This is a genomic window from Polynucleobacter sp. MWH-Svant-W18 (assembly GCF_018687495.1).
Classification (GTDB): domain Bacteria; phylum Pseudomonadota; class Gammaproteobacteria; order Burkholderiales; family Burkholderiaceae; genus Polynucleobacter.
In genome coordinates this window covers 245,701-268,763 of record NZ_CP061293.1, presented here as the reverse complement: position 1 = coordinate 268,763, position 23,063 = coordinate 245,701, and the positions used below count along the sequence as shown (strand labels likewise).

The window sequence follows — 23,063 nt, the reverse complement described above, 5'->3', positions numbered from 1 at the left end:
TCCTCTTCAAATAACGGAATGAGCACTAACGCAACCCCAACATTTTTGGTAGTCATACCAGCACGCCTGGGTTCCACTCGCTTGCCCCGCAAACCGCTGGCAGATATCGGTGGTAAACCAATGGTGGTTCGAGTTGCCGAGCGTGCAAAGCAATCGCAAGCCCAGCGCGTAGTAGTTGCAACCGATTCTGCTGAGATTGAGGCTGCCTGCAAGGCGAATCAAATTGATTGCTTGCTGACCAGCTCCGATCATCCTACTGGCACTGATCGCATCGCTGAAATTGCACAACAACTCAAGCTACCCGGTGATGCACTCGTTGTTAACGTGCAAGGGGATGAGCCTTTGATTCCGCCAGAGTTAATTAACCAGGTTGCGCAAACTTTAGACAACAATCCTCAATGTGCCATCTCGACTGTCGCCGTCTCCATTACCGATCGATCTGAGATAAACAATCCTAATGTCGTCAAAGTTGTATTGAATCGCGCAGGCGAAGCTTTGTATTTTTCTAGAGCGCCTATTCCGTTTATTCGAGATGCAGGGCACCAGTCAGCGACTGAGCATTTGCGCCATTTAGGCATTTATGCCTATCGTGCCGATTTTTTACAGGCCTTCACTCAATTAGAGGCGGCACCCCCTGAACAAGCAGAGGCTTTAGAACAGCTCCGGGCCCTGTGGAATGGCTACCGCATCGCTGTTTACAAGGCCTCAGAAGCTCCTCCTGCGGGGGTTGATACCCCGGAAGATCTGGAGCGCATCAGGCAAATTCTGGGCAAATAGACTTTTCACCAATCCCCCAAGCTTCTCGGGGATAATCCTAAGCATTAGCAATACAAGATCCCAACAAAATACGGGACAATGACAGCTCTTCTAAGGGGAAAACAATGCGGTTAATTCTGCTCGGTGCACCAGGTGCTGGAAAAGGCACACAAGCTCAGTTCATTTGCGAAAAGTTTGCAATTCCACAGATCTCCACTGGCGATATGTTGCGTGCTGCTGTCAAAGCAGGCACTGAACTGGGAGTGGCTGCTAAAAAAATTATGGATGCTGGCGGTTTAGTTTCTGACGACATCATTATTGGTCTTGTTAAAGATCGCCTCACACAGCCTGATTGCAGCACAGGTTATCTGTTTGATGGTTTCCCAAGAACGATCCCGCAAGCACAAGCAATGAAAGATGCTGGTGTACCTATCGATTACGTTTTAGAAATCGATGTGCCATTTGATGCCATCATCGATCGCATGAGCGGTCGCCGTGTACACCCCGCTTCAGGCCGCACCTACCACATCACATTCAACCCGCCCAAAGTGGCTGGTAAGGATGATGTCACTGGTGAAGACCTCATTCAGCGGGATGACGATAAAGAAGAAACTGTTCGTAAGCGCTTACAGGTTTATGACAATCAAACCCGTCCACTCGTTGACTATTACTCATCCTGGGCTGCTCAAGCGAGCCCCAGCGATAAAGTAAAGGCGCCAGCCTATCGCAAAGTCAGCGGTACTGGCAATGTTGAAGATATCACTGCTTCTATCTTTGCTGTTTTGAAGTAAAAAACTCTACTCAATAAAAAAGGACTGTCATTGCAGTCCTTTTTTATTTCAACTCTTGAGCTCTCTATTGCTCTTTACTTAAGCTCTTTCAGCGCACTCTCAAAAGATTCAATATCGGCAAAACTACGATAGACAGAGGCGAAGCGAATGTAAGCCACTTTATCTAGGCGCTTGAGTTCACGCATTACCAACTCACCTACCCGCTCACTCGGAATTTCTTTTTCACCAAGGCTGAGTAACTTTTCTTCAATTCGGGCAATTGATTCATCAACGGAATCCGAAGAAACTGGGCGTTTTCTCAAGGCCAATTTGATTGAGCCGACGAGTTTGTCGTGACTGTACTCCACCCGGCTGCCATTCTTTTTGACAATGGCTGGGAGCGCTAACTCTACCCGCTCATAGGTTGTAAAACGCTTGTCGCATTTGGCACAACGGCGGCGTCTGCGAATGGTATCGCCCTCATCGGATACCCGGGTATCAAGCACCTGGGTATCGTCGTTATGGCAAAAAGGGCAGCGCAAGAGATTCTCTTTTTTCTAGGAGTGAGTTTGCTTAACCGTATACAGGGAAGCGCTTGGTTAACTCAGAAACCTGAGCGCGCACTTTAGCAATATTGTCTGGATCGTTTGGGTTATCCAAAACATCTGCAATGAAGTTACCCACTTGTCGTGCTTCTGCTTCTTTAAAGCCACGGGTTGTCATTGCTGGTGATCCCAAACGAATACCACTAGTCACCATCGGTTTTTCTGGATCATTGGGGATGCCGTTCTTATTGCAAGTGATGTGTGCCTCGCCCAATACACGCTCAGCTTCTTTGCCAGTCATTTTCTTGGCACGCAAATCGACCAACATCACATGAGAATCAGTGCCGCCAGAAACAATACGCAATCCACGAGAAATGAGTGTCTCTGCAAGTGCTTTGGCATTGGCTACTACTTGCTTTTGGTAATCTTTAAAGCCTGGCTCTTGCGCTTCTTTGAAGGCGACTGCTTTAGCAGCAATCACATGCATTAAGGGGCCGCCTTGCAATCCCGGGAAGACCGCAGAGTTAATAGCCTTTTCGTGTTCAGCCTTCATCAAGATGATGCCGCCACGGGGACCACGCAAACTCTTATGGGTAGTAGAGGTAACAATATCTGCATGCGGTACTGGGTTTGGATAAACCCCCGCGGCAACCAGGCCTGCATAGTGAGCCATGTCCACCATAAAGATCGCGCCCACTTCCTTTGCTAATTTACCAATGCGCTCGAAATCAATTTTCTTTGAGTAGGCAGAAGCACCAGCAATAATCAATTTGGGTTTGTGCTCACGCGCCAAACGCTCCATTTGCTCGTAATCAATTTCTTCATTTTTGTCTAAGCCGTAAGCAATTGGATTGAACCACTTACCGCTCATATTGAGTGCCATACCATGTGTTAAGTGCCCACCTTCTGCCAAGCTCATTCCCATAAACGTATCGCCAGGTTTTAAGAAAGCCAAGAACACTGCTTGGTTAGCAGATGCGCCGCAATGGGGCTGCACATTTGCTGCTTCAGCCCCATAGAGCGCTTTCACACGATCAATCGCCAATTGCTCAGCAACATCCACAAATTCACAACCGCCGTAATAACGCTTGCCTGGATAACCTTCAGCATACTTATTCGTTAGCTGAGAGCCCTGCGCCTGCATTACCGCCGGCGAGGCGTAGTTCTCAGAAGCAATCAGCTCAATATGGTCTTCTTGACGCTGATTTTCGTTCTGAATGGCTTCCCACAATTGGGGATCGGTTTTGGCTAAGGTGTGCTGACGGTCAAACATAGTGATAATCCTGATGAAGTTCGATTGCTGAGTGAATTAACTTAGTAAAATCAACCTACATCATACAAAATCCACCATGACCACTACTCAAGACCTCTCCTTCCTCTCCCTAGTCCTCAATGCCAGCCTATTAGTCCAGTTGGTCATGTTGTTATTGCTGGGCATGTCGATTGCCTCCTGGACCATCATTTTTAAGAAAACGGCGGTTTTACGGGGGGTTAGACGAGATACCGAGCGCTTTGAGCGTGACTTTTGGTCTGGCGGGGATCTGGCTACCCTTTTAGAGTCTGCACAGCGTAATACCCGCAGCGATGCTGTCCTGGAGCATATCTTTGAGGCTGGCATGCAAGAGTTCATGAAAGTACGTGAAATTGATGCTGCCCGTCGCGCGATGAAAGCAACTTACCAGCGTGAAATGGATAGCCTTGAAGCAAACCTCCCTTTCTTAGCTTCCGTTGGCTCTGTCTCACCTTACATTGGTCTCTTTGGCACTGTTTGGGGAATCATGCACTCCTTCCGCGGCTTAGCTAATGTTCAGAATGCAACTCTTTCTGCTGTAGCGCCTGGTATTGCAGAGGCGCTCATTGCAACCGCCATTGGTTTGTTCGCAGCCATTCCTGCGGTAGTAGCTTATAACCGCGCCGCAACAGATGTTGATCGTCTTGCAATTCGTTTTGAAACTTTTATTGAAGAGTTCACCAACATCTTGCAACGTCAAACTGCAGGTCGCTAATTCAATATGGCCGCATCTTCTTTACGCAAATCAAAACGTCGGGCAATGTCCGACATCAACGTCGTTCCTTATATCGATGTGATGTTGGTATTACTGGTGATCTTTATGGTTACTGCGCCAATGGTCAATCCTGGCGTCGTGAACTTACCCACTGTTGGCGGTGCCAAGGTTCAACCCTACCCTCCAATTTTTTTGACAATTAATGCTGATGAAAAAATCACAATTCAAAAAGAGGGTGAACCAGCTCAAAACTTAAATAAATTTGAGGTTGGTGCTTTTGCACGCTCACAAGCAGAAAAATCTGCTGATCAGCCCATCATGATTGCGGGCGATAGAGATATTAAGTACGGGGTTGTAATGGATGTAATGTCCACGCTCAAAGAGAATGGTGTTAAACGAATTTCTTTAGCAGTAAAGACCCAATAACTGACATTAGCCTTAATGAACAGTACACCCGCACTTCAGCCGCCTAACAACCTTTTTAAGCGCGGACGATTTACCAAACAAGAAAGCACGAAACGCGCTTTTAGTTTTTCTCTTTTTGTTCACCTTGGTTTGCTTGCTTTTCTCATGTTCAACATTAACTGGAAATCACAAACGCCATCCGGAATTGAAGTAGAGCTTGTCGATACTCCAATTCAAGTAAGCTCAATTCAGGAGCCTGAAGTCAAAACTGTTGCAAAAGAAGAAGCGGCTGATATTGCAGTTAAGAAAAAGATTGTGGAAAAAGAGCCTCCTAAAAAAGAAGTAGTGAAGGAGACTCCAAAAGCCGTCAAACCTCCTCCACCGAAGGAGAAGGAAAAACCGAAGAAGGAAGAGCCTAAGAAAGCTGAAGCTCCTAAAGCACCCTCTCCAGCAGAAACCAAAGCGAATGCTGCTGCCGAGAAAGTTCGCGCTGATCAGTTAGCCCGTTTACGCGCCGCTGCGGGTGCCGAGGGCGGTAGTGGTGGCACGGTGGGTAGCGGTGTTGGTGGCGGTGGCAATGCCCCTCCTGGCTGGACTGACAAAGTCATCAAGAAGGTAAAACCTCTCATAGTGTTTAATGCGGAATCTGTCAGTGGCAACCCCGCAGCAGTCATCCAGGTCAACCTAGCTCCAGATGGCGCCATCTTGAGTACGAGTGTTTTAAGCTCAAGCGGCAATCCCGGTTGGGATCGCGCAGTCTTACTAGCACTTTCTCGTGCAGAAAGTTTGCCGAAAGATGACAATGGCAAAATTCCCCAACGCGAAGTAAAACTGACCTTTAAACCCAAGGACTAATGCATGCTGCAGTCGATGAAAAAAATGCTTTCGAAATGGCAATCACACACTGCACTAGTTGCTGCGCTCCTGATTGGTATGGCAACCCCTGCATTAGCTCAGATGAATATTGAAATCACAGGCGTTGGTCAATCACTGTACCCAATCGCAGTGATGCGCTTCAAAGATGAAAATAAATTACCTACCAGTGTCACTGAAATCATTCGTCAAGATTTGGCACGTAGTGGTTACTTTAAAAATACTGAAAATGGGAATGCCGTTGAAAGCGATGAGGGTACACCCAACTACAAGTCTTGGTCTGCTCGTGGCGCCGATGCCCTAGTGGTTGGCTCCGTAGTGCAAACAGGGCCATCCCAGTTTGAAATCCACTACAAACTGTTTGATATTCGTAAATCACAAAATTTGGGTGGCTTAAAGCTGGACTCCAGTGCTGATAATCTGCGTGCAGCAGCCCACAAAATTGCCGATGACATCATCTTCAAATTACTCGGTGAGCGCGGTGTCTTCTCGACCCGTCTGTCTTATGTCATCAAGGATGGCAAGCGCTATCGCTTAGTGATCTCCGATGCGGATGGTCAAAATATTCGCAATGCCATGAATAGTGGCGAGCCCATTATTTCTCCATCATGGTCACCGGATGGCAAGAAGGTGGCCTACGTCTCTTTTGAAGATCGCAAGCCAGTCATTTATGTGCATGAACTTGCAACCGGCCGTCGTATTTCTCTTTCTAATCAGAAAGGCAATAACAGCGCACCGGCATGGTCACCTGATGGCAAGAAGTTAGCAATCTCGCTTTCGAAAGATGGCAACACCCAAATCTATGGAATCAATGCTGACGGTACAGGCTTGCATCGCCTCACTCGTGGTTACACGATTGATACTGAACCACAGTACTCTGCCGACGGTCGTTATATTTATTTCACAAGCGATCGCGGTGGTAATCCGCAGATTTATCGTATGAGCGCTGAGGGCGAACAGGTTGAAGGTGCAAAACGCATTACTTACAAACAAGGCTTTGTCACATCACCCCGCGTTTCTCCAGATGGTAAGTACTTAGCCTATATTGCCAATATTGGCGGCGCTTATCGTTTATATATTCTGAATTTAGCAACCGGTGACTCTCAAGCCTTAACCGATGGCACTAGCGATGAATCCCCTTCATTCGCAGCCAATGGACGCTATGTGTTGTATTCGACAAAAGTCAATGGCAAGCGCGTCTTGGCTGCTGTCTCAGTAGATGGCAACTCAAAACAAGTTCTCAGCATTCCAGGGTCTGATGTGCGTCAGCCATCCTGGGGTCCATTTATGGATTAAGTCTTGGCGCTAGGCAAAGGCTTAATCTAAATCCTTTCTGACATCCCGCTTTTAGGGCGAAATCCTCACTTTTTGCACTCTTAGGGGCATAATATTGACTATCAGCTCAGATATTGACTGGGCTAAGTAGTCACTTTGTAGTTAGTCTGTATGAAAAGGAAAGATCATGAAGATTTCTATCGCACGTCGTGCCGCCACACTCACCCTGATTGGTATCAGCGCACTCTTGTTAGCAGCATGCTCTAGCGTGAAGCTTGATGATGTTGATGGTGCTGGTGGTAACGGCAGTGGCAGTGGCAAATTTGGCTCACAGCCATGGAATGATCCGAGCAGCCCATTGTTTGAGAAGAGTGTTTACTTCGGTTTTGATGAGTACACGGTTCAGACTAAATATCAAAAAATGTTATCTGCTCATGCAAGCTACTTAAAAGCTAATTCAAAGCAGAAGATCATCATTCAAGGCAATACCGATGAGCGCGGTACCGCTGAGTACAACTTGGCCCTTGGCCAACGCCGTTCAGATGCAGTACGCAAATCCTTGAACTTGATGGGTGTCTCTGATGATCAAATGGAAGCCGTGAGCTTTGGTAAAGAGAAGCCAAAAGCCGAGGGTGACACTGAAGCAGCTTGGGCAGAAAACCGCCGCGCTGATATTGTTTACATCACCAACTAAATGAAGATGCTTTTCAATTCTCCAAAACAAACGCTCTCACGAGCGTTTTGTTTAAGTGTCGCCCTTGTTTGTCTATGTGCTTCCAATAGTGCTTGGGCGCTGTTTTCAGATGATGAAGCACGCAAAGCGATTTTGGATCTCCGTAAATCACTCGCAACCACTCAGCTGGAGTTGCAAGGCCAAATTGATAAGCTCAAAGCAGATAACGCTGAGCTGCGCGGCAAGATTGAAGAACTTGAAAAGCAAGGTGAAGACATTAGCAATAGTCAAAAAACCTACTATCAAGATCTGGATAACCGCCTAGGCAACTTTGAGCCCCGCACTATTACCATTGAAGGTGTTAGCGGCACAGTACAGCCGGGTGAGAAAAAAGCGTATGACGATGCTTTGAAAGCATTTCAGGCAGGCAATCTGAAAAAAGCCGAAGATGGTTTTGCAGCGTTTACTGCTAAATATCCCAAGAGCCCCTACCTACCACTGGCGCTTTACTGGAGTGGTAATAGTAAGTATGCCAATAAAGACTACGCTGGCGCTATCAGCCAATTGCAAAGCTTGATTAAGCGATATCCCAATCATCCACGCATTCCTGCGGCCATGGTTACTTTGGGTAACTCTCAACTCGAGAGCGGCAATAAAGCAGCTGCTAAAAAAACGTTTAGCGACATTATTGCTAAATATCCTGACACAGAAGCTGCTAAAGATGCGCAGCAATTGCTAGCAGCAACGAAGTAAGATCAGCAATCCATGTCTAAGTTGTCCGCAGCCTTCCAGAATTTGGCACCGCGTTCACCCGGAGCACCTGCGGTCATCCTATTTTCCGGAGGCCTAGACTCCACAACGGTTCTCGCCTTAGCCAAAGATTTAGGTTATTCACCTTATGCCCTCTCAGTAGGGTATGGACAACGCCACTCTTCCGAGCTAGCAGCTGCAAAACATATTGCTAAGCAAATTGGGGTGGTCCGCCATGAGGTAGTTAATTTAGATCTGACTCGTTTTGGCGGCTCAGCCTTAACAGACTCATCCATTGCGGTGCCAACCACACCAGGTAAAGATCAAGAAATTCCGATTACCTATGTGCCCGCACGCAATACCATTCTGTTATCACTAGCTTTGGGATGGGCAGAGTCATTAGGTGGCTTAGATGTTTTCTATGGGGCCAATGCGGTGGATTACTCAGGCTACCCAGATTGCCGCCCTGAGTATGTTGCGTCTTTTGAGCACATGGCCAACCTAGCCACCAAAGCTGGTGTAGAGGCCATCAATGATGAGAATCGCTTTCGGGTTCATGCACCCATCATCAATTTAACCAAAGCTGAAATCATCCAGTTGGGCAACACCATGGGGGTTGATTACTCCCAAACGGTTTCTTGCTACCAAGCCAATGATTTAGGTGAAGCCTGTGGTGAGTGTGAGTCTTGTCGTTTACGCCAAACAGGTTTTCAACAAGCCAATGTGAGTGATCCTACTCGCTACCGTAAAAATAAATAAATTCAGAATTATTTAGCTTGGGTATTTACTTGTGTCTCGAGCATACGTGCCACATAACGTGCAATCAAATCAATCTCTAAATTGACTGCATCACCCTGCTGCAAGTTACCTAAGGTAGTGTTTTCTAATGTATGTGGAATGACGTTGATATCCACAATACAAGCACTCGGTGTATCTTCGGTCTTATTGACAGTCAGTGAAACACCGTTCACCACAATCGATCCCTTATAGGCCAGAAAAGGGGCCAGCTCTTTTGGAGCCTCAATACGAAGCAGCCAGGAACCATAGGCATCGTTAGCGACTGGTGAAAAATGCGCGGCCTTACCCACACCATCCACGTGCCCACTAACCAAGTGACCACCTAAACGATCATTGAGACGCATTGCTTTTTCGAGATTGACAGGGCCAACTCGATCTAGGCCAATAGTTTTGTTCAGCGACTCACGAGAAATATCTAAAGCAAAAGTATTGCCTTGAAATTGAGTTGCGGTCATGCACGCACCCTGAATAGCAATGCTGTCGCCTAAGGCAACATCCTCTAAATAGCCTGGTGGTACTTCCACTACCAATTGCAAACCATCGCCCTTAGCTTGAACGCTTGTAATTTGACCAACTGCCGTGATGATTCCTGTAAACATAGAAAGATTTTAGTGCTTAATGAGTCTGAGTCTTAAATCGGGACCAAACAATCGTTGATCTAACACTTCCCAATCTTTAGACAGATCCAAAGTAGAAGGTGGTACTACATTTGCCATTCCAATACCCTCACCCATAAAAAATGGGGCGTAGTAGAGCAATAACTCATCTACACAGTTTTCTCGGAGCATGGATCCATTGAGCTTAAACCCAGACTCAATATGGATCTCGTTCATCTCGCGCTCTTTGGCTAAGTAGGAAAACAGCTTCGGCAAGTCTACTTTGCCAAATGCATTGGTCATCGCAATCACTTCAATGCCACGATCGGTAAAAGCCTTTGCTTTGTCGCGTCTCTCGGTTGAATCTAGATTGGCACACACAATGAGAACCTTGGATTGATCAAGATTATTCAGTATCTTGGAGTTCGACGGTGTCTCTAATTTGGAGTCAATGATGATTCTGACGGGCTGACGTGCTGTCACCACTTCCCTGATATTCAAAGAAGGATCATCTTCTTTGACGGTACCGACACCCGTGATAATCGCACAAGCTTGCGCACGCCAGTGATGGCCGTCAGCTCTGGCAAGCGGTCCGGTAATCCATTGGCTCTTGCCATCGGGTAATGCAGTCTTACCATCTAAGCTAGCAGCAATTTTCATACGCACCCAAGGAAGCCCTCTAGTCATTCTCGATATAAAGCCACGATTGAGTGCTTGGGCTTCTGACTCCAATAAACCACAATGCACCTCAATACCAGATGCCCTTAGCCTTTCCAGTCCTTTCCCTGCTACCAAAGGATTGGGATCACTCATCGCCACAATTACTTTAGCTGGCTTAGCAGCAATCAAAGCATCAACGCAAGGCGGCGTTCTACCAGTGTGATTACATGGCTCTAGAGTGACGTAAACGGTTGAGCCAGCTGGATCTACCCCTTGAGATTGAGCATCTGCCAAGGCTTGCACTTCTGCATGTGCTTCACCTACCTTTTGGGTAAAGCCACGGCCAATGACTTGGCCATCTTTAACAATCAGACAACCCACCCGTGGATTAGGATTGGATAAATAAAGTGCCTTTTGAGCCTCAGCCAAAGCCTCGCTCATGAATTGGTGGTCAACTACGCTGTACATGCATCTATTAAACCATTCAATGGCAACGCTTGGCATCCCTGGCTGGATCACAAATTCTCCAGCGCCCGCCACTACTCAAAATTAAGTGGCGCTCAAGGCTGGGAGCCCGGTGATGGCCCAAGATGAGTCGATTGGCCACAAAACCTCCTTGACCGGTTTTAGCAGCGCCTGTGGCATTAAACAAAATACCGCTTTTGCCAGAGTGAGGGTCAACAAACTGCCTACCTCCGCCCTTAAAGTAGATAGGATCTATAGCCCCTTGAGAAAACCAAAATTTAGGGATGCAGGTCGATGTCACCACCTTAGCAGTGCAACCACTCTGTACTACCCAGCCGCCATCCCAGCCCAATTTAGAGGATGGAATGAGCAACACGGATTCACCAAGCGTCATTGCTTGTTGCCGAGCAAAATGGGCGTGCGCAATAAATCGTCTCGCTACAGAGTTGATTTCTCGTTCGGCAATTTGTTTTTGTAAGAGTGGCATTGTGCTCATAGCAACGATGGCAATAATGAGTATCACTACCATTAATTCGAGCAAGCTACTGCCCTCTGAACGATGCTTATTCAAAAACTTGCCGCCAATTGATGCGGGTAACCATCCCAGACTTTTCATCTAGAGCGACATGAATTTCAATTCCAGGTTTATGCTGACTCGTAATTCGCCAAATATTTTTACCAATTGACTGGATGAAGCAGGCATTTTCATTTAATGAGGCTAGCGTAGTGAGATTGCTCTCACAATTAGCAACTGCTATTTCTGCAGCAATAAAATTTTGCTGAGATTGTTCGATGGTTTGGACTGTAATGATCTGTAGTGCGCTTAAGCGTTCGAGGTGCAAGACTAGGGATGCACAAAGTAGCAGCAAGGAGATTACCCAGGCGAGAATCATGGCAGATTTCTTGCGCTAAAAGTCCGCTCTAAGTCTATATTTAATAGGGCTCCATCAGTCATTTGCAGGGTCACTTTAAATCGCTTTTGGGTCAATGCTGAATTTGCATTAGCAAGTTCCTCAATCAATAGGTAGTTCACACCATTCATCAAGGTGGTATTCTGTATACGACCTTGGCGATCCAATGATTGGCAAATCAAGGAGCCGCCATTAACCTTCATACCCTTGGCAATGCCAGCTTGTCTATCTACCAAAAATCCTTGACGAGCTAAACCATTCTTGGTGCGCTCGAGATTGAGCACATTACCAATGCAATCAAAATCCACTCCCGCTGAAAGCTCATGCTGAACGATTAATGCATCAGAACCTCGATAACCTAATTTTTTCTGAATCTGAATAAAGTGTTCTGCGCTTTTACGCTGCTGCTGAGAATGAATATTACGATAGCCTGCCATGCGTATTGCGCGTCCCATTAACTCAAATGCTCGTTCCGCTTCAGAGATCAGTATTTGTCTTTTTTCATACTCAACTTGCTTAGCCACTAAATCAGCGCTGGTTTTTAATAGCGGATTGAGAAGTAGCATACTGAGTGCGATTGCGACTAGACACTCGAGAAGATTCATTTAGACCTTTCACCTTGAGATTCTTTGTATGGATTACTCCCCGAGCCTGCGATCTCATTTCGAAGGTATCGAGCTCTCTTCTCAGCTGAGCTCTCTTATTTTCTGTTTGAGCGTTATGCAGAACCAAGCGTTGATAAGCCCCTAAGGAACTCATCCACACCCCTAGAATTAGGCTCATTGCCACCAAGACTTCTAGCAAAACGAAACCTGTAGCTTTACTAATATGGGAAGCCAAGGGGTTCTTTGAGCACATGGCAGCATTTTCAGGGGGTATGCACGCCCTTAAAAGACCTCTCGGTAGCTCTTACTGTCTGAAAGTTGACATATTCCAGTAGGACCTCACTTCAGTGCCTGCTCAGCTTAAAATAGAGGGCTATGCCAAATACCCTTGCATCCACAGAAGAAATCATTGCCGACCTACGCGCTGGGAAGATGGTCGTTCTCGTAGACGAAGAAGATCGCGAAAACGAGGGTGATCTTGTCCTAGCGGCTGATCACGTCACTGCAGAAGCAGTGAACTTTATGGCTAAGCACGGTCGTGGCCTCATTTGCCTCACCCTCACTCGTGAACGCTGCCAGCAATTAAACCTACCATTGATGGTGCGGGATAACGGTACCTCGATGGGAACCAATTTCACGGTCTCCATTGAAGCCGCTACTGGAGTGACTACAGGCATCTCTGCTGCAGATCGTGCCTTAACGATTAAAACTGCTGTTGCGCCGAATGCTAAGCCGAGTGATTTAGTGCAACCTGGTCATATCTTTCCTCTCATGGCTCAACCTGGTGGTGTGTTGATTCGTTCTGGCCATACTGAAGCAGGCTGTGACCTTGCAGCCATGGCGGGTTGCTCTCCAACCTCAGTGATCTGTGAAATCATGAAAGACGATGGCAGTATGGCGCGTTTACCTGACCTGCTGGAGTTTGCCAAAGTGCATCAACTAAAGATCGGCAGCATTGCCGATTTAATTCAGTATCGTAGCCAACATGAAAGTATTGTGGTGCGCGAAGGTACCCGTGAATTTATTACCCCTTGGGGCAAGTTCCAAGGCATTATTTATCGCGATACCCCAAGCTCCTGCATCCACATTGCATTAGTACACGGCAAGCCAGTGGAATCTCAAGAAACTTTAGTACGTGTGCACGAACCAGTCACTGCCTTAGACTTCCTAGACTCACAGGCCAGCACACACTCTTGGCCGCTTGCGCAGGCACTACAGCAGATTGCAGCCGCACCCGCTGGTGTCGCAGTACTCTTAAATGCAGCTGGTATCGCTGCACCGGGGGATCAAGATTGGCTGGCACAGTTTCAGAAACTTAATCAGTCAAAAGATGAAGTTAAAAAACCTCTGTCACGTAAGACTGACTTTAGAAGCTATGGCATTGGCGCTCAGATCCTAAAAGATATTGGGGTTGGCAAAATGCGCTTGCTTGCGAATCCAAATCCAGTTCCAAGCCTATCTGGCTATAAACTTGAAGTAACTGGTTATCAAGCTTACAAACCCGTTACACCCTAAACTCTGCAGAAATTTATCTAGAAAATACTCATCATGACTAGCCCCAATAATGATTTTGTAGGCGTTCTTGAAGCAGACCTCAACGGTCAAGATCTGCGCATTGGTATTGTGCAAGCTCGCTTCAATGAAGAGCATTGTCTTGCTCTGACCAATGCTTGCATCACCGAACTAATCGCCTTGGGAGTCTCTCAATCAGATATCAAGTTGGTAACCGTTCCAGGGGCACTGGAAATCCCATTTGCACTTCAAAAACTTGCGGAAACGGGTGAGTTTGAAGGCTTAGTAGCCTTGGGCGCAGTCATTCGGGGTGAAACTTATCACTTTGAACTCGTTTCTAATGAATCAGCCTCTGGTATTACGCGCGTCTCCATTGATTCTGGTTTGCCCATTGCTAACGGGGTATTGACTTGTGACACCGATGAACAAGCACAAGTTCGGGTTGCTATCAAAGGGGCAGATTGCGCCAAGGCTGTAGTAGAAATGGCCAACCTCGCTTTGGCACTCACCCCCGATATCGATTTTGAAATCAATCCTAGCGAAGAATAATTTTTCTCATGCCTAAATCCACGCTCACTCCTTCTAATGCTTCAGGAAAGAAGGAAACAAAATCAGCAGCCCCTAAACGCTCGCTGACGCCACGTCGTCGTGCTCGTGAATATGCCTTGCAAGGCGTGTATCAAAGTCTGGTAGTGCGCCGCGCAGGTAGCCTACCGAATAGCGCAGCAATTGCAAAACAATTGGCAGAGGATCCTGCGTTTAAACGTTGTCAGCTAGATTTATTTGAAGGCATTTTTCAGGGTGTACTGGAAAGATCAGACGAATTAGAAGCCATCATTACACCGGCACTCGATCGCCCCATCAATGAACTATCGCCTGTAGAGCATGCCGCCCTACTCATTGGCACTTATGAATTAGCAGCAGATCTTTCTGTACCCTACAAAGTAGCTATTAACGAAGCGGTTGAGCTTGCTAAAACCTTTGGCGGGACCGATGGCCATAAATATGTCAATGGTGTACTCGATTTACTCGCACAATCACTGCGCAGGGCCGAGGTAACGGCAGGCTAAACACTGCCGATGAGAATTGCTGACCTACTTTTTCTGGTAGACCAGATCCCAAACACCGTGGCCTAATTTGATGCCGCGGGTCTCAAACTTCGTAATGGGTCGATAAGATGGTCTATCCACATATCCCAAATGCTCGGAGTTCAATTGATCCAAGCTGGGCTTGAATTCATTTACAACCTCACCAGTCTTGGCAATATCTTCTTGAGTAAAAGTCTCTACTTTCACTAATTCGGTAGAGGTGTTTTGCAAAGTAGGCTCAGCATTTAATACCAGCAGCATTTGTTCCGCGTAATTATGCCAATCTGTGGCCAGGTGAAGATATGCTCTAGACTTTAATTTAGAAACTAGTAAAGCCACAAAACCCGCCTGAATCAGGCGACGTTTGTGATGGCGTTTCTTATGCCAAGGGTCAGCAAAATAAATATGAATGCCATCTAAAGAATTCGGGGCAATCATTTTTTCTAAGACTTCGACGGCATCATGACGAATCAAACGCAAATTAGTGAGATGATTTTCACCAATCAATTTCAGCAGCGCACCCACGCCAGGGGTATGCACTTCAATTGCTAAAAAATCATCTTGATTTCGAGTGACTGCAATCTTGGCAGTAGTCTCGCCCATGCCAAATCCAATTTCCAAAATCTTCGGATTCGCTGAGCCACCAAATGCAGCAACTAAATCTAAGGTTTGTTCCTGAAAAGGCAAAAGATACTTTGGCCCTAGCTCATCAATCGCACGCTGCTGACCAGCAGTAGTCCTACCAGCCCGCAACACAAAGGATCGAATCCGCTCAAAGCGTTTTTCCAGGCCTTCCTGCTCTTGCTGAACCAACTTAGGCTACAACCTTTTTAAAATAAGCAATCGTCTCTTTAAGGCCATCTTCAAGATTCACCTTCGGCTGCCAGCCGAGCTTAGCTTTTGCCAACTCAATATTAGGCTGACGTTGCTTCGGATCATCCGATGGCAATGGCTGATGAATAATTTTTGATTTGCTGCCTGAGAGTTTGAGGACTGCTTCAGCCAATTGCAACATGGTGAACTCACCTGGGTTACCGATATTGATTGGGCCAGTAAAGCCCACTTCTGTACTCATCATTTTGACCATGGCATCAATCAGATCATCGACATAACAAAAACTTCGGGTTTGTTGGCCATCGCCATAAATCGTAATGTCTTTACCTTGCAGTGCTTGCACAATGAAATTACTCACTACCCGACCATCGTTGGGATGCATGCGCGGACCATAGGTATTAAAGATGCGAACTACCTTAATGTCTAAACCATGCTGACGGTTATAGTCAAAGAACAGAGTTTCTGCACAGCGTTTGCCTTCGTCATAACAAGAACGAATACCAATGGGATTGACCTTACCCCAGTATTCCTCTGGTTGGGGATGCACTTCTGGATCACCATAGACTTCACTGGTTGAGGCTTGCAAAATACGTGCTCTGGTTCTTTTAGCTAAGCCCAGCATATTGATAGCGCCATGCACACTGGTCTTGGTAGTTTGCACAGGATCATATTGATAGTGCACCGGTGATGCTGGGCACGCTAAGTTATAAATTTGATTGGTTTCTACATAGAGCGGAAAGGTCACATCATGGCGCATCAACTCTAACTTAGGATTAGGTAACAAATGTGCCAAATTCGCTTTGCTACCAGTAAAGTAGTTATCCACTACTAAAACGTCATTGCCCTCTTTAAGGAGCTTCTCGGTTAAGTGAGAGCCCAAAAAGCCAGCGCCGCCAGTGATGAGGATTTTATTCATAGTTATTTTTGATTATTTTTAGAATTGAGATTATTTTAACGACCATACAAATTCCAACCGGCAGACCAATACGCATAGACCACCTCTCCTAAAACAATGGATAAAGAGGTCATAAATGAAATCAGGCCAAGGACAAAAGTCCAAATGACATAATCTGTTTTCATTGAGTGGACAGCACCAGCTTGAAAAAAGAATAGCTCTAATACCGTAAGAGAAATAAAGATTCCGCTTAAAACAACAAAAAAGATAGCCAGCGTACACAAACGCCCTCTTACCTGCGCCTCCTTGGCTTCAATCCGCATATGATTCAGAATATTCTGATCAGCCACTAGACCATCCTGAATCTTTTGCTGAATGGACCGCATACGGTCAACCGTTCTAGCAAGACGAGTCGAAATTGCATTGATGAGCGTAGCTACTGCAGTCAATAAAAATACTGGGGCAAGTGCCAGCTGAATATTATTAGTAATTGCGTCTATGGATACATCCATCATGATTCCATTCAGTTTTTGTTAGTTAGTGTGACCAAGCAATCAAGCCCGTATAGGCCGTAATCAAGACCAAGAGGCCAAAGCCAATTCGGTACCACGCGAACGGAATGAAATTGTGGTGCGCCACGTAATGTATGAGCCAACGGACACAAATAAATGCCGAAATAAAAGCAGCAATAAAACCAATGAATGTAGCTAACGCAAACTCACCAGTAAATGCAACTGGCGACTTCCATAGCTTTAATAACTCATAGGCAGTTGCACCACCAATCACGGGAATTGCCAGAAAAAATGAGAACTCAGTAGCAACTGCACGGGGAATGCCAAACAACATACCGCCGATGATAGTTGCACCCGAGCGTGATGTACCGGGAATAAGTGCGGCACATTGAGCTAGTCCAACTTTAAGAGCATCCAGTGGGGAGAGATCATCCACTGAATGAATATGATTTTTAGTGGTGGTGATTTTTTCTTGACGACGCTCGGCCCAGAAGATAATCAGAGCACCCACAATAAAAGCGCTTGCTACAGGAATAGGAGAAAACAAAACTGCTTTGATATGTTTGCCGAAGAAAAATCCTAAGCCCATCGCTGGAACAGATGCAATCACTAAATTGAGAACAAAGCGGCGGGAAGCGGCACTAGAAGCAAAAGATGAGACAACCTTTAGGAGCTTGCTACGAAACTCCCAGCAAACAGCCAAAATCGCACCAAACTGGATAATGACTTCAAAAGCCTTACCGCGCTCATCATTGAAATCTAGCAAATCACCAACCAAGATAAGATGCCCGGTGCTAGAGATTGGCAAAAACTCCGTGAAGCCCTCGACCACACCCAGAATAATTGCTTTAAACAATAAAATAAGATCCATAGTCAAATTTTATAGGCTCGGAGCAAATCTCATAGAATTTGGCAAAAATAGCAGCCAAATAGGCGCTTTGTATAAATTAGCCTTAAACTCCATGGCACATGAACCGTATCAGAATTAGATGACCAAAGCCCGTTTTCGCCGCTCTCAAATCACTATTGGCTTGCTCCTAGGTCAGGCGCTCGGACTCCATTATTGGTCTGCAGGTGCTTATGCCCAGAGCCCGAATGATGCTGCAAGACCTGCTCTACCAACTCCAATGAGTGCCTCAACCCTCATTGGCTTAGAGCAACCACCTCAATTTTTGATGCCTCCGAAGACGGCACTTCCGAGTACTTCTGCGCCATCGAACGTGACTGGCAACAAAGCGAGTAATAGCAAAGGTCAATTAGTAGACCTTATTCAGCTTTATCAAGAGGCGGCATTTAGTGACCCAGTATTAAATGCCGCTCGATTTAATTATCAAGCAAGCAAAGAGCTCTATTGGCAAGGCCTCTCATTATTGTTGCCGCAGGCGAATGCAACACCTATAGGTACGCGCTACTATCAACACGGCGCAAACACCACTGTGGTCTCTAACAATCCTGGAAACTCACGGGTATTTGATCAAAAGAGTTACACAGTCACCTTAACGCAACCCGTATTTAACGTTGCCGCCTTTGAAGCATTCAAACAAGGTGATCTGAATACTAAGATTGCAGATATGCGTTTTTATTTGGCGCAACAAGATCTCATTATTCGTGTCTCACAGGCCTACTTTGATGCCCTGACCAGTCAAGATAATGTTGAGCTCTATCGCAATAAAAAGGATTTAATCAAGCAACAGCTCGATATTGCTCAAGCCAAATTTGATGCTGGCTTGGCGACGATTGTGGACGTCAATACTGCCCAAGCGGCGCTCGATTTAGCAAACTCACAAGAAATCGCTGCACAAGCAGATTTGATTGTGAAGCGTGGCGTCCTTGAACAACTTGTGGGACATCCTGTTGGCCCTCTAAAGCCATTGGTGAAGGAAGCGAAAATTGATGGGGTTCTAAGAGACCCGCGATCAAAAAGCAAAGACAACAAAGGTATTCCGATTGCTGAATCGGTCAATCCACAATTGCCTCCAGGGCAAACAATGGAAGACTGGATTAACCAAGCAGAAGCCGCAAACTTTAACGTATTAGCGAATCAACTTTCAGTCAGTCTTGCGGAAAGCACTTATCGTGCAGCCCAAGCCCTGAACTATCCATCCCTGAATTTTGTAGGTACTAGCGGCTACAACACCTCCAATGGCACACCGAATAGCTATACACCTTCAAACACCAATGTATATAACAATACGATCGCCCTACAAATGACCATCCCTTTAGTGTCTGGTGGCTATAACACTTCTTTGATACGTCAAAATGCTGCTCTAGTCGATCAGGCAAAGGCAAACTATGACAATGCAAGGCGTACCGCAGCCCAAAGCACTAGAACAGCATTTACAGGCTTTTATGGCGGACTTGCGAGTGTGAAAGCTTTTGAAGCTGCCGAGCGTTCATCAAGCTCCGCCTTGGAATCTAGCAAGCTAGGATTTCAGGTGGGTACCTTGATCAATATCGATGTCTTAATCGCACTCGATACGCTCATCACCACAAGATCACAACTCCAGCAGGCTCGTTACAACACGATTCTTAATGCTATTAAGCTAAAAGCCCATGCAGCAGCATTGACGGATGAAGATTTAATCTCGATCAATACCCTACTTCGCTAGATCAGGGCAACAAACTTAATGAGGCGTTCACTACCTCAGTAGCGCTTGGTGGATTATTGATATCACCAACATTGCAAATATTTTTTGCCCAGTAGCCCTCGGTCTTCCAACGCGGTGAATCGCAATAAATCTCTACTGTTGGTTTTCCTAAGACGGCAGCCAAGTGTGTCAGGCCGGTGTCTACGCCAACCGTCAGCACTGCACCAGCAATGACCGAGAAGGCCTCTTCAATTGAAAATGCTGGAGGAACTAGCGCCCCTGGAATATGTTTGGCAATGTGAGTGCTGATTTCTTTTTCAATAGGGCTACCCCAAGGTAAGACGATTTGGTAGCCACGACTGGAGAGTGCTTTGCCCAACTCAATCCAGTTTTCATTTGACCAGCGCTTAGCTTCTCTAGCCGTTGAATGAAAGCACAATACATAAGGCTTTTTGATGCCCTCCACAGTCTGTTCAGCGAGCGATTGTGCAAATAAATCCGCATAGAATGAAGGAGTATCTTCGCGACCCAGCAAAGGCCAATCAAAGGCAGAGCACATGACCCAGCGTGAGCGATCTACCGCATGGCAGTGAATGGGAACTTGAACACATTGATTATAAAAAGTGCGGGCAATCGGTTCATATCCAGAGTACTCAGTGGCATTTGCTAATCCTGCGACAACAGTATTGGAAGATTTATTAGTCAGCGCACAAACCAAGGCTGACTTTAAGAGTCCTTGAGTTTCAATCACGTAGTCATATTGGGTGGCTTGTAACTGCTTCTTAAATGCAAAGAATTGCCGCCAGGTTTCGAGCTTGAAAAGATGCTTTTTCCAGCGACGCAGACCAAAAGGAATAATGTGATCAATCCCCTTAAATCCATCCTTTGTTAAGAGTGGTTCAAGCAGATGTACGTAACCCTCTTCAACCACCCAATCAATTTGCGCATCGGGCAAGCGAGCACGTAAATCCCAAACAATCGGTAAGTTGTGCAATACATCCCCAAGCGAGGAGAGTTTCACCAATAAAATTTTTGGTGAGCCGGTAGAATTATTTACGGATAGATTGCCCATGGGAGCTTAAAACTTCGGCGCAGCATCCCAAAGTAAGCCAGCGGCATCTTTAGTATTTAAATTAGGAGTGACCCCGGATGGCAAAGGCCACTCAATGCCAATGCTTGGATCATTCCATACCAAACAGGCTTCGCTTTGTGGGTGATAGTAGTCCGTAGTTTTATAAACAAACTCAGCGGTTTCCGTGAGCACCAAAAATCCATGGGCGAGCTTGGGAGGAATCCAAATTTGCTTATGATTGTGAGCGCTCAACTCAACTCCGACCCATTTGCCATAGCTCGGCGAGTCCCTGCGAATATCCACTACGACATCAAACACACTACCCGCTACAACACGCACCAATTTTCCCTGGGTTTGTTCAAGCTGATAGTGAAGACCGCGCAAAGTCCATTGGCGAGAAAAAGAATGGTTATCTTGTACAAACTCGACATCTAAACCAGTCGCATTTGCAAAGTCAATGGCGTTAAAAGATTCGGTGAACCAACCACGCTCATCACCAAATACCTTTGGCTCAATAATTAACACGTCATGAATCGCAGTAGCTGTTACTTGGAGCTTAGAGGGCATGCTCATTTACCCGCCTTTTTTACAGACAAAGCAATTGGCTGGGCTGAGCTGTTGAACTCCTTCAAAATCTTCTGGAGATATTGTCCATAACTATTTTTACTGAGCTGAGCAGCCACTTTTTCTACTAACTCTGCAGTAATCCAGCCCTGACGGTAAGCAATCTCCTCCGGACAGGCAACCATAAGGCCCTGGCGCTTTTGTAATGTAGCGATAAATCCAGCGGCGTCTAATAATGAGTCATGAGTGCCCGTATCCAGCCATGCAAAACCGCGACCCATGATCTCTACACTTAGTTCATTCTTAGCAAGATAGGCACGATTCACATCAGTAATTTCCAGCTCTCCACGGGCGCTAGGCTTAATTGAAGCAGCAATGTCGCACACCTGATTGTCATAGAAATAGAGGCCCGTAACAGCATAATTACTTCTGGGATTGGCCGGCTTTTCTTCAATTGAGAGCGCCTTGTAGTCTTTATCGAACTCCACTACACCGTAGCGCTCTGGATCATTCACGTGATAAGCAAACACAGTGGCACCGGATACTCGATTGTTAGCGCTATCCAATTGATCCACTAATTCATGACCATAAAAAATGTTATCGCCCAACACCAAAGCGCTTGGATTATTGCCGACAAAGTTTTTACCTAAAGTGAATGCCTGAGCAAGACCATCTGGTGAGGGTTGCACACAATACTCAATATTTAAACCCCATTGCGAACCATCACCTAAAAGCTCAGAAAAACGGGGGGTATCGTGGGGAGTGGAGATCAATAAAATATCTCGAATACCAGCCAACATCAGGGTACTTAATGGGTAGTAGACCATTGGCTTATCGTATACAGGCATCAGCTGCTTCGAAACTGCTTGAGTCACTGGATATAAACGCGTTCCAGAACCCCCAGCCAAGATGATGCCCTTACGATTTACCGCCATACTTTTAGCCTTTAAATGAGTTTATCTTGGGCAAGCTGGGCAACATATGTCTTCACCTCGTCATCCCAAAGACGCCTGCAGTGTTGTAATTTTGACATATCCCCAATCTGCTCTATGGCTTTAGCTAATTTAGCGTTATTCATACGAGAATTTTGAGGCCGAGGGGCTGGTAGGGGGTATTCCACTGCTGGGATAGGCTTAATTGCATCAGCATCCACCTTAAGCGCAACGCCAGCATCAGCTGCAATTTGAACTGCCAGTTGTGCCAAACCATGCCAAGTGGTTTCACCAGCAGGAACCGCATGATAAATACCCGATGGAAATTTTCTGAGACGGAGGCCTTGATCTAAAACGAAATAAAGACTCAGTTTTGCCAACCACTCAGCATTTGTTGGTACTCCGTATTGATCTACAATGACATTCAGTGCTTCACGCTCTTTTGCAAGACGCAAAATGGTTTTGATGAAATTGCCGCCATCGCCATAGACCCAACTCGTGCGGAAGATCGCGTACTGGCCTTGTGTCGATCTCGCAAAAACCGTTTCAATTGCCTCTTCACCCGCTGCTTTACTCTTGCCATAAATACCTAAAGGATTACGAGCATCCTCTTCGGTATATAAGCCTTCCTTAGTGCCGTCAAAAACATAGTCTGTTGAGTAATGTAAAAAAGTGGCATTGTGCTCTACTGCATAACGAGCCATGAGCTCAGGCGCTTTGGCATTAATGGCAAACGCTATCTCACACTCCTCTTCAGCCTTATCGACTGCGGTGTAAGCAGCAGCATTAATAATGAGATTCGGGTTGACGTGATTTAATAAATTAGCAATGACAATTGGGTCAGTAAGATTGCATTCTTGGCGCCCTACATACTGAATATGAGCTTGAGAGTACTGATTTGCACTTAATTGTTTTTGAAAGGCCCTGCCTAACTGACCATCCTTACCGAAAACGAGAATATTCATTTGCCCGTTCTTC

Annotated in this window: 28 protein-coding genes; 13 read left to right on the top strand and 15 right to left on the bottom strand. The window is 46.1% G+C overall.

Features of this window, described 5'->3' with window-relative positions:
* Positions 1-18 precede the first annotated feature (18 nt).
* On the top strand, positions 19-777 hold the full coding sequence (gene kdsB / locus C2757_RS01450) for a 3-deoxy-manno-octulosonate cytidylyltransferase (protein WP_215375210.1): 759 nt from the start codon (positions 19-21) through the stop codon (positions 775-777).
* Between the two features lie 104 nt (positions 778-881).
* A complete protein-coding gene (gene adk / locus C2757_RS01445; protein WP_215375207.1) occupies positions 882-1,547 on the top strand; it encodes an adenylate kinase in 666 nt (221 codons plus the stop codon).
* A gap of 74 nt (positions 1,548-1,621) precedes the next feature.
* Here adk and nrdR read toward each other — a convergent pair whose 3' ends face one another.
* A complete protein-coding gene (gene nrdR / locus C2757_RS01440; protein WP_215375204.1) occupies positions 1,622-2,068 on the bottom strand; it encodes a transcriptional regulator NrdR in 447 nt (148 codons plus the stop codon).
* Between the two features lie 31 nt (positions 2,069-2,099).
* Entirely contained in the window at positions 2,100-3,344 is a 1,245-nt protein-coding gene (gene glyA / locus C2757_RS01435) for a serine hydroxymethyltransferase (protein WP_215375201.1), read from the bottom strand.
* Positions 3,345-3,420: 76 nt separating this feature from the next.
* Here glyA and tolQ point away from each other — a divergent pair, with 76 nt between their 5' ends.
* From tolQ to queC, 7 genes are all read left to right on the top strand, one after another.
* On the top strand, positions 3,421-4,077 hold the full coding sequence (tolQ, locus tag C2757_RS01430; protein ID WP_215375198.1) for a protein TolQ: 657 nt from the start codon (positions 3,421-3,423) through the stop codon (positions 4,075-4,077).
* Between the two features lie 6 nt (positions 4,078-4,083).
* Complete coding sequence (tolR, locus tag C2757_RS01425; protein WP_215375194.1) at positions 4,084-4,503, top strand: protein TolR; 420 nt, start codon at positions 4,084-4,086, stop codon at positions 4,501-4,503.
* A 15-nt stretch (positions 4,504-4,518) separates the two neighbouring features.
* On the top strand, positions 4,519-5,337 hold the full coding sequence (gene tolA / locus C2757_RS01420) for a cell envelope integrity protein TolA (protein WP_215375192.1): 819 nt from the start codon (positions 4,519-4,521) through the stop codon (positions 5,335-5,337).
* A gap of 3 nt (positions 5,338-5,340) precedes the next feature.
* Positions 5,341-6,651 (top strand): Tol-Pal system beta propeller repeat protein TolB, encoded by a 1,311-nt coding sequence (tolB, locus tag C2757_RS01415; RefSeq protein WP_215375189.1) that lies wholly within the window; start codon positions 5,341-5,343, stop codon positions 6,649-6,651.
* A gap of 166 nt (positions 6,652-6,817) precedes the next feature.
* Entirely contained in the window at positions 6,818-7,324 is a 507-nt protein-coding gene (gene pal, locus C2757_RS01410; RefSeq protein WP_215375186.1) for a peptidoglycan-associated lipoprotein Pal, read from the top strand.
* The gene (gene ybgF, locus C2757_RS01405; protein ID WP_215375183.1) at positions 7,325-8,056 is read left to right on the top strand and encodes a tol-pal system protein YbgF; all 732 of its coding nucleotides are present in this window, start codon (positions 7,325-7,327) and stop codon (positions 8,054-8,056) included.
* A 12-nt stretch (positions 8,057-8,068) separates the two neighbouring features.
* Positions 8,069-8,812 carry a 7-cyano-7-deazaguanine synthase QueC gene (gene queC, locus C2757_RS01400; protein WP_215375180.1) on the top strand — a complete coding sequence of 248 codons (744 nt, stop codon included), beginning with the start codon at positions 8,069-8,071 and terminating at the stop codon, positions 8,810-8,812.
* 8 nt (positions 8,813-8,820) lie between these two features.
* Here queC and C2757_RS01395 read toward each other — a convergent pair whose 3' ends face one another.
* From C2757_RS01395 to C2757_RS01375, 5 genes are read right to left on the bottom strand one after another with little or no spacing between them, the layout of a single operon-like run.
* The gene (locus C2757_RS01395; protein WP_215375177.1) at positions 8,821-9,450 is read right to left on the bottom strand and encodes a riboflavin synthase; all 630 of its coding nucleotides are present in this window, start codon (positions 9,448-9,450) and stop codon (positions 8,821-8,823) included.
* A 9-nt stretch (positions 9,451-9,459) separates the two neighbouring features.
* Positions 9,460-10,575 carry a bifunctional diaminohydroxyphosphoribosylaminopyrimidine deaminase/5-amino-6-(5-phosphoribosylamino)uracil reductase RibD gene (ribD, locus tag C2757_RS01390; RefSeq protein WP_215375174.1) on the bottom strand — a complete coding sequence of 372 codons (1,116 nt, stop codon included), beginning with the start codon at positions 10,573-10,575 and terminating at the stop codon, positions 9,460-9,462.
* Positions 10,576-10,591: 16 nt separating this feature from the next.
* Complete coding sequence (locus C2757_RS01385) at positions 10,592-11,143, bottom strand: GspH/FimT family pseudopilin (protein WP_251366767.1); 552 nt, start codon at positions 11,141-11,143, stop codon at positions 10,592-10,594.
* Positions 11,136-11,465, bottom strand: coding sequence for a hypothetical protein (locus C2757_RS01380; RefSeq protein WP_215375168.1), 330 nt, complete (start codon positions 11,463-11,465; stop codon positions 11,136-11,138). The genes C2757_RS01385 and C2757_RS01380 overlap by 8 nt, the downstream gene beginning before the upstream one ends.
* A complete protein-coding gene (locus tag C2757_RS01375; RefSeq protein ID WP_215375165.1) occupies positions 11,462-12,088 on the bottom strand; it encodes a hypothetical protein in 627 nt (208 codons plus the stop codon). The genes C2757_RS01380 and C2757_RS01375 overlap by 4 nt, the downstream gene beginning before the upstream one ends.
* Before the next feature lie 375 nt (positions 12,089-12,463).
* Between C2757_RS01375 and ribBA the strand changes: the two genes are divergently transcribed.
* The 3 genes from ribBA to nusB are packed head-to-tail and all read left to right on the top strand — an operon-like array spanning position 12,464 to position 14,670.
* Positions 12,464-13,603, top strand: a complete 1,140-nt coding sequence (gene ribBA, locus C2757_RS01370) for a bifunctional 3,4-dihydroxy-2-butanone-4-phosphate synthase/GTP cyclohydrolase II (RefSeq protein WP_215375162.1) — start codon at positions 12,464-12,466, stop codon at positions 13,601-13,603.
* Between the two features lie 33 nt (positions 13,604-13,636).
* Positions 13,637-14,149 carry a 6,7-dimethyl-8-ribityllumazine synthase gene (gene ribH, locus C2757_RS01365; protein ID WP_215375159.1) on the top strand — a complete coding sequence of 171 codons (513 nt, stop codon included), beginning with the start codon at positions 13,637-13,639 and terminating at the stop codon, positions 14,147-14,149.
* 8 nt (positions 14,150-14,157) lie between these two features.
* A complete protein-coding gene (nusB, locus tag C2757_RS01360) occupies positions 14,158-14,670 on the top strand; it encodes a transcription antitermination factor NusB (protein WP_215375156.1) in 513 nt (170 codons plus the stop codon).
* 24 nt (positions 14,671-14,694) lie between these two features.
* Here nusB and trmB read toward each other — a convergent pair whose 3' ends face one another.
* Genes trmB through C2757_RS01340 form a run of 4 tightly spaced genes read right to left on the bottom strand, consistent with a single transcriptional unit; the run spans position 14,695 to position 17,800 of the window.
* Complete coding sequence (gene trmB, locus C2757_RS01355) at positions 14,695-15,501, bottom strand: tRNA (guanosine(46)-N7)-methyltransferase TrmB (RefSeq protein WP_215375153.1); 807 nt, start codon at positions 15,499-15,501, stop codon at positions 14,695-14,697.
* Position 15,502: 1 nt separating this feature from the next.
* The gene (locus C2757_RS01350) at positions 15,503-16,438 is read right to left on the bottom strand and encodes a UDP-glucuronic acid decarboxylase family protein (RefSeq protein WP_215375150.1); all 936 of its coding nucleotides are present in this window, start codon (positions 16,436-16,438) and stop codon (positions 15,503-15,505) included.
* Positions 16,439-16,473: 35 nt separating this feature from the next.
* A complete protein-coding gene (locus C2757_RS01345) occupies positions 16,474-16,932 on the bottom strand; it encodes a DUF2721 domain-containing protein (RefSeq protein WP_251366766.1) in 459 nt (152 codons plus the stop codon).
* A gap of 22 nt (positions 16,933-16,954) precedes the next feature.
* Entirely contained in the window at positions 16,955-17,800 is an 846-nt protein-coding gene (locus tag C2757_RS01340; protein WP_215375147.1) for an undecaprenyl-diphosphate phosphatase, read from the bottom strand.
* Between the two features lie 118 nt (positions 17,801-17,918).
* Here C2757_RS01340 and C2757_RS01335 point away from each other — a divergent pair, with 118 nt between their 5' ends.
* Entirely contained in the window at positions 17,919-19,538 is a 1,620-nt protein-coding gene (locus C2757_RS01335) for a TolC family protein (protein WP_215375144.1), read from the top strand.
* 1 nt (position 19,539) lies between these two features.
* Here the strand turns inward: C2757_RS01335 and waaC are convergent, their stop codons facing one another.
* From waaC to rfbD, 4 genes are read right to left on the bottom strand one after another with little or no spacing between them, the layout of a single operon-like run.
* Positions 19,540-20,538: a lipopolysaccharide heptosyltransferase I gene (waaC, locus tag C2757_RS01330; RefSeq protein ID WP_251366765.1), complete on the bottom strand. Its 999-nt coding sequence runs from the start codon at positions 20,536-20,538 to the stop codon at positions 19,540-19,542.
* Positions 20,539-20,595: 57 nt separating this feature from the next.
* On the bottom strand, positions 20,596-21,156 hold the full coding sequence (rfbC, locus tag C2757_RS01325) for a dTDP-4-dehydrorhamnose 3,5-epimerase (protein ID WP_215376748.1): 561 nt from the start codon (positions 21,154-21,156) through the stop codon (positions 20,596-20,598).
* Between the two features lie 2 nt (positions 21,157-21,158).
* Positions 21,159-22,088 (bottom strand): glucose-1-phosphate thymidylyltransferase RfbA, encoded by a 930-nt coding sequence (gene rfbA, locus C2757_RS01320; RefSeq protein WP_215375138.1) that lies wholly within the window; start codon positions 22,086-22,088, stop codon positions 21,159-21,161.
* A gap of 11 nt (positions 22,089-22,099) precedes the next feature.
* Positions 22,100-23,050: a dTDP-4-dehydrorhamnose reductase gene (rfbD, locus tag C2757_RS01315; protein WP_215375135.1), complete on the bottom strand. Its 951-nt coding sequence runs from the start codon at positions 23,048-23,050 to the stop codon at positions 22,100-22,102.
* Positions 23,051-23,063: the final 13 nt, after the last annotated feature.